The following is a 4,855-nucleotide window of genomic DNA, read 5'->3' as shown; positions in this document are numbered from 1 at the left end:
GGCACCGCCAACACCAGGCAAGTCACCGAAGCCGTATGCAACGCAATCGCTGGATCGAATATCTTGAAGATGGCCGCTGCAGAATGACCTGGAACGATGTGTCCGCTCGCGAGGTGCTGCGTCGAATTTTCGACGCAGCCGTTGCCAGCGCGGATCCGAAAATAGCTGTTGTCAACAACCTCCCAGAGCGTCCCAGAGGTCGCTGCGTCGTCGTGGGAGCGGGCAAGGCGTCGGCTGCGATGGCGGCTGCGGTCGACGCCGCCTGGCCCGATGTCGATCTCTCGGGCATCGTGGTCACTCGCTACGGCCACGCCGTTCCGGCGGGACGCATCGAAATCCTGGAGGCCTCCCACCCCGTCCCGGATGAGATGAGCATTAGGGCTGCAGAGAAGATTTTCGCTGCGGTTCAGGGCCTTGGTCCGGACGATCTCGTGGTGGCTCTCATCTCCGGCGGCGGTTCGTCATTGCTTGTATCGCCTGCGGGCAAGATGACTTTGACCGACAAAAGGGCGGTCAATCAGGCGCTGCTTTCCAGCGGTGCCACCATCTCCGAGATGAATACCGTCCGCAAGCATCTTTCCGCTATCAAGGGAGGACATCTGGCCCGCGCAGCACTGCCGGCAAAACTGGTGACACTGGTCATCTCTGACGTGCCGGGTGACGATCCATCGGAGATTGCCTCGGGTCCAACGGTCGCGGATCCTACCACTTTGGCAGATGCAGCAGCCATCGTCGCCCGCTACGGCATTGACCTGCCCGATTCTGCGCGCGCAGTGCTGGCGCAAGGCAACGAGACGCCGAAGGCAGGGGAGGTTGCAGGCGAGATTCGGCTGGTCGCTGCCCCCTCGATAGCGCTCGAAGCGGCCGCCGCGGCCGCGCTAGATGCCGGCTTGTGTCCACTTATCCTCGGAGATGCCCTGGAAGGTGAGGCTCGCGAAATGGGGCGTGTCATGGCAGGCATCGCACTCTCCGCCCGCGACAAGGGCCTGCCTGTAGCAGCACCTGCCGTCATCCTGTCCGGTGGTGAGAGTACCGTTTCCCTTGGTGCCATGACCGAGGGGCGCGGTGGGAGAAACACGGAGTTTCTTCTCAGTCTTGCGGTTGCCCTTAAGGGAGGTTCCGGCATCTGGGCCATCGCCGGTGATACTGATGGTATCGACGGTGTCGAGGATGCTGCCGGTGCGCTGGTCGCGCCGGACAGTCTTATCCGAATGCGCGATGCTGGTATCGATCCACGGGCGACCTTGTCTGCCCATGATAGTTACACGGCCTTCAAGGCCATCGGCGACCTGGTGGTCACAGGCCCAACGCTTACGAACGTCAACGACATCCGCGCAATTCTCATAGGTTAGGTTTGGACATGTTCATACGCAACAACCGGCGATCAAAGATCGTCGCGACGGTCGGACCGGCGTCAAGTTCGCCCGACATGCTTCGCTCACTGTTTCTCGCCGGTGTCGATACGTTCCGCCTGAATTTCAGCCATGGTGCCCGGGCCGATCACGCGGAAGTCTATAGGAACATCCGAGCTCTCGAGCAGGAGCATGATGCTGCTATCGCCGTGCTGCAGGATCTTCAGGGTCCGAAGATCCGGATCGGAGTTCTGGCACATGGCAGGCTCGATCTCGCACGTGGATCCACCATCGAATTTATCCTTGGCCGTGAGGGTGGTGAAGGAATGAACGATATTCCGCTACCTCATCGGGAAATCTTCGAGGTGGCGGTGCCCGGAATGGACCTCCTGATCGACGACGGTAGAATAAAAGTCCGGATCATGGAGGTGATGGACGGGCGGCTTGTTTGCGAGGTCCTCAATGGAGGCGCCTTGTCGAACCGCAAGGGTGTCAACGTGCCCGGCGCTGTCCTGGACATTTCCCCGCTCACGGCGAAAGATCGTGAGGACCTGGAATTCGGGCTCGAGCTTGGCGTCGACTGGGTCGCACTTTCTTTCGTTCAGCGGGCACGCGACATGATCGAAGCCCGGTCCCTCGTTGGAGACAGGGCTGGCCTCATTGCCAAGATCGAGAAGCCGTCTGCCCTCGATGACATCGAGGATATTGTCAGGCTTTCGGACAGCGTCATGGTTGCGCGAGGTGATCTCGGCGTGGAGATCCCGCCGGAGGACGTTCCGGGCAAGCAGAAGGAAATCATCCGTGCATGCCGGCTAGCGGCCAAGCCCGTGATTGTCGCCACACAGATGCTCGACTCGATGGTGAGTTCGCCAACGCCGACGCGCGCTGAAGCCTCGGACGTTGCCGGTGCCATCTATGATGGGGCAGATGCCGTCATGCTTTCCGCCGAGACCGCAACAGGCGCCTACCCGGTGGAGGCGGTCGAAATTATGAACCGGATCATCGAGAAGACGGAGAAGCACAAGCACTACCGGCCGATCCTTGAGGCAACGGAACCCGATGTCGCTCAATCACCGCCGCATGCAGTTGCCACTGCAGCAGCCAACGTTGCCGTGGCTCTGGGATCGCCGGTTGTGGTGGCCTATACATCGAGCGGAACAACCGCGGCCAGAATTTCGCGTGCCAGACCGGCATTGCCAATTCTGGCTCTCACTCCGTCCGAACAAGTCGCGCGCCGGCTCAACATGTTCTGGGGGGTGGTCGGGGCACGATCACAAGATGTCCACACCTATGAGGCGTCGCTGATTCATGCGCAACAGGCAGTGCAGGAAGCAAAGCTGGCAAGTCCCTCCGATCACATTGTCATCGTGGCGGGATTCCCATTCGCGCAACGGGGCAGCACCAACAATCTTCGTGTTTTGCAGATCGCCGCAACCGACAACCTAGAGATTGCGTAGATTGTATCGAGCAATAAGGGGGATCAATGCGTCATGCGCGTGTTTGCGGTGCAGCCGTGCGGCGCGGCTTGCCGCATCCCCATCACCCTGCTCGATTGCCTCTATGATTGCCGCATGCTCACCGGCCGAGTGCAGCGGTAAAGGGCGTAGGTTGAGGGTGAACATGCGGGCGCGATGCAATTGATCGGCGACAGTCCCGGCCATCCGCATGAGGCGGCTGTTTCCGCTCTCTATTACGAGGGCCTGATGAAAATCCTCGTCGGCCACAGCCCATCGTGGAAGGTCGTTGTCCGCCAATGCCTCAATCATCCGCTTTGTGGCGGCCTTCAGAAGCTGGATGACGGGCGCGCGTTCCTCCATCGGCAGCCGGGCGAGCCGTGCTGCCGCTGCACCCTCGAGCGCGGTGATGACTTCGTAGATTTCCTCAATGTCCGCAGGAGACAGGGCACAGATGATGATGCCCTTCTTGGGAAGTATCCGGACCAGTCCGTCTTCCTGCAGTCGCGCCATGGCTTCGTGCACCGGGGTTCGGCTCATGCCGAGCTGACGCGCAATTTCAATTTCCGCAGCTTGGTGCCCAGGGGGAAACGCGTTGGAGCGTATCGCCTCCTTGATGGCGAGATAGGCGGCAGAAACCCGACCCGTACCGTTAATGTCGGCGTTTGCTGAATTCTGTTCTGTGGCCGGATCGCGTGGCGCGGCTCCGGGAATGTCGATCGTCTTGATCATGAACTACCTGTCGTTGTTTCAAGGCTCGTTATAGCCGCTCTCCTGGAGCTTGACAAACGGGCGCGCATCAATAAATGTAAGCTTGCATGCAAGATAGCATGGAAAAGGATGTGGAGGCATCCTTCGCGATCTCAGGGAGGAAAGCGCGATGAAAAAGGTACTGTTGTCCCTCACAGGTGTCCTGTTTGCCATGTCCAGCCATATGGTGCTGGCGCAGGAGAACTATCCTGATCGACCCATCACAATCGTGGTGCCTGCAGCGGCAGGTGGACCGAGTGACACCGTGGCGCGCCTGGTGGCGCAGTCGATGTCCACGACCCTTGGCCAGCAGGTGCTGATCGAAAACATGGGCGGCGCCGGCGGCTCGCTTGGTGCCGCAACAGTGGCGCAGGCGGACCCCGATGGCTACCGGTTGCTGCTCTACCATATCGGGGTGGCCACCTTCGCTGCGCTCTACCCGAACCTGACCTACAAGCCGATCGAAGACTTTTCGAGCGTCGGGCTGATTACCGAGGTCCCGATGACGGTCGTCGGCAGGAAGGACTTCGAGCCGAAGACGTTCACCGATCTCCTCTCCTATGTGAAGGCAAACGGGCCTGCCGTCACCTTCGGGACCGCCGGCACGGGTGCCGTTTCCGATCTCTGCGGCAGGTTACTGCAGGACGCGCTCGGCACCAAGATCACTCTGGTGCCTTACAAGGGCATGGGCCCCGCAATGACCGATCTCATTGGAGGTCGCATCGATCTCGCCTGTGACCAGACGACCAACACCACGACCCAGATCAAGGCCGGTGAGGTTCATCCTTATGCGGTGACAACGAAGGCGCGGATTGGCGTGCTGCCAGATCTTCCGACCATCGAGGAGAGCGGCCTGCAAGGGTTCGAGCTCAGTGCCTGGCATGCGCTCTGGGCACCCAAGGAAACGCCTGAAGCCATCCGCAGCAAGCTTGCGGAAGCGTTGCGCGCCGCACTCAAGGATCCGGCCGTGATCGAGCGTTTTGCGAGCCTTGGAACCGCACCGGTATCGGAAGATCTGGCGACACCGGCGGCGCTTGACCAGAAGTTCGCGTCTGAAGTCGAGCGACTGACGAAGCTGATCAGCGAAAGCGGCAAGTAACCTCGGTTTGGTCGGCGGCTGAGAATAAGCCGCCGATCCATCATTCGTCATGGCCACGGGCCATGTGTCCGGCGCTTGACCCTGAGCGCGAGCCCTTGAACAGGAGCGAACTTCCCATGCGTGAATACAAGATTGCAGCGATCCCTGCGGATGGGATTGGTCCTGAGGTTATAGCTGCGGGTCTTCAGGTTCTGGAGGCG

4 protein-coding genes are annotated in these 4,855 nt (G+C 60.4%); 3 read left to right on the top strand and 1 reads right to left on the bottom strand.

The features are described from left to right. The first annotated feature begins 83 nt into the window (after positions 1-83). Together CEV33_RS01300 and pyk are read left to right on the top strand one after the other, a co-directional pair. A complete protein-coding gene (locus tag CEV33_RS01300; protein ID WP_046802346.1) occupies positions 84-1,352 on the top strand; it encodes a glycerate kinase type-2 family protein in 1,269 nt (422 codons plus the stop codon). An 8-nt stretch (positions 1,353-1,360) separates the two neighbouring features. Next, positions 1,361-2,809, top strand: a complete 1,449-nt coding sequence (gene pyk / locus CEV33_RS01295; RefSeq protein ID WP_046802387.1) for a pyruvate kinase — start codon at positions 1,361-1,363, stop codon at positions 2,807-2,809. Here pyk and CEV33_RS01290 read toward each other — a convergent pair. Continuing rightward, entirely contained in the window at positions 2,795-3,538 is a 744-nt protein-coding gene (locus tag CEV33_RS01290) for a GntR family transcriptional regulator (protein ID WP_046802345.1), read from the bottom strand. The two genes, pyk and CEV33_RS01290, sit on opposite strands and share 15 nt — an antisense overlap. Positions 3,539-3,686: 148 nt before the next feature. Here CEV33_RS01290 and CEV33_RS01285 point away from each other — a divergent pair, with 148 nt between their 5' ends. Further along, complete coding sequence (locus tag CEV33_RS01285; RefSeq protein ID WP_046802344.1) at positions 3,687-4,655, top strand: tripartite tricarboxylate transporter substrate binding protein BugD; 969 nt, start codon at positions 3,687-3,689, stop codon at positions 4,653-4,655. Positions 4,656-4,855 lie beyond the last annotated feature (200 nt).

The organism is Brucella grignonensis (assembly GCF_002252505.1).
Taxonomy (GTDB): Bacteria; Pseudomonadota; Alphaproteobacteria; order Rhizobiales; family Rhizobiaceae; genus Brucella; species Brucella grignonensis.
The sequence above is the reverse complement of the archived record's forward strand: the minus strand, read 5'-3'. Positions and strand labels throughout refer to the sequence as shown.

Coding starts and splice junctions, on each gene's coding strand:
- CEV33_RS01300 (WP_046802346.1), top strand. CDS start 84: ATGACCTGGAACGATGTGTCCGCTCGCGAGGTGCTGCGTCGAATTTTC.
- pyk (WP_046802387.1), top strand. CDS start 1,361: ATGTTCATACGCAACAACCGGCGATCAAAGATCGTCGCGACGGTCGGA.
- CEV33_RS01290 (WP_046802345.1), bottom strand. CDS start 3,538: ATGATCAAGACGATCGACATTCCCGGAGCCGCGCCACGCGATCCGGCC.
- CEV33_RS01285 (WP_046802344.1), top strand. CDS start 3,687: ATGAAAAAGGTACTGTTGTCCCTCACAGGTGTCCTGTTTGCCATGTCC.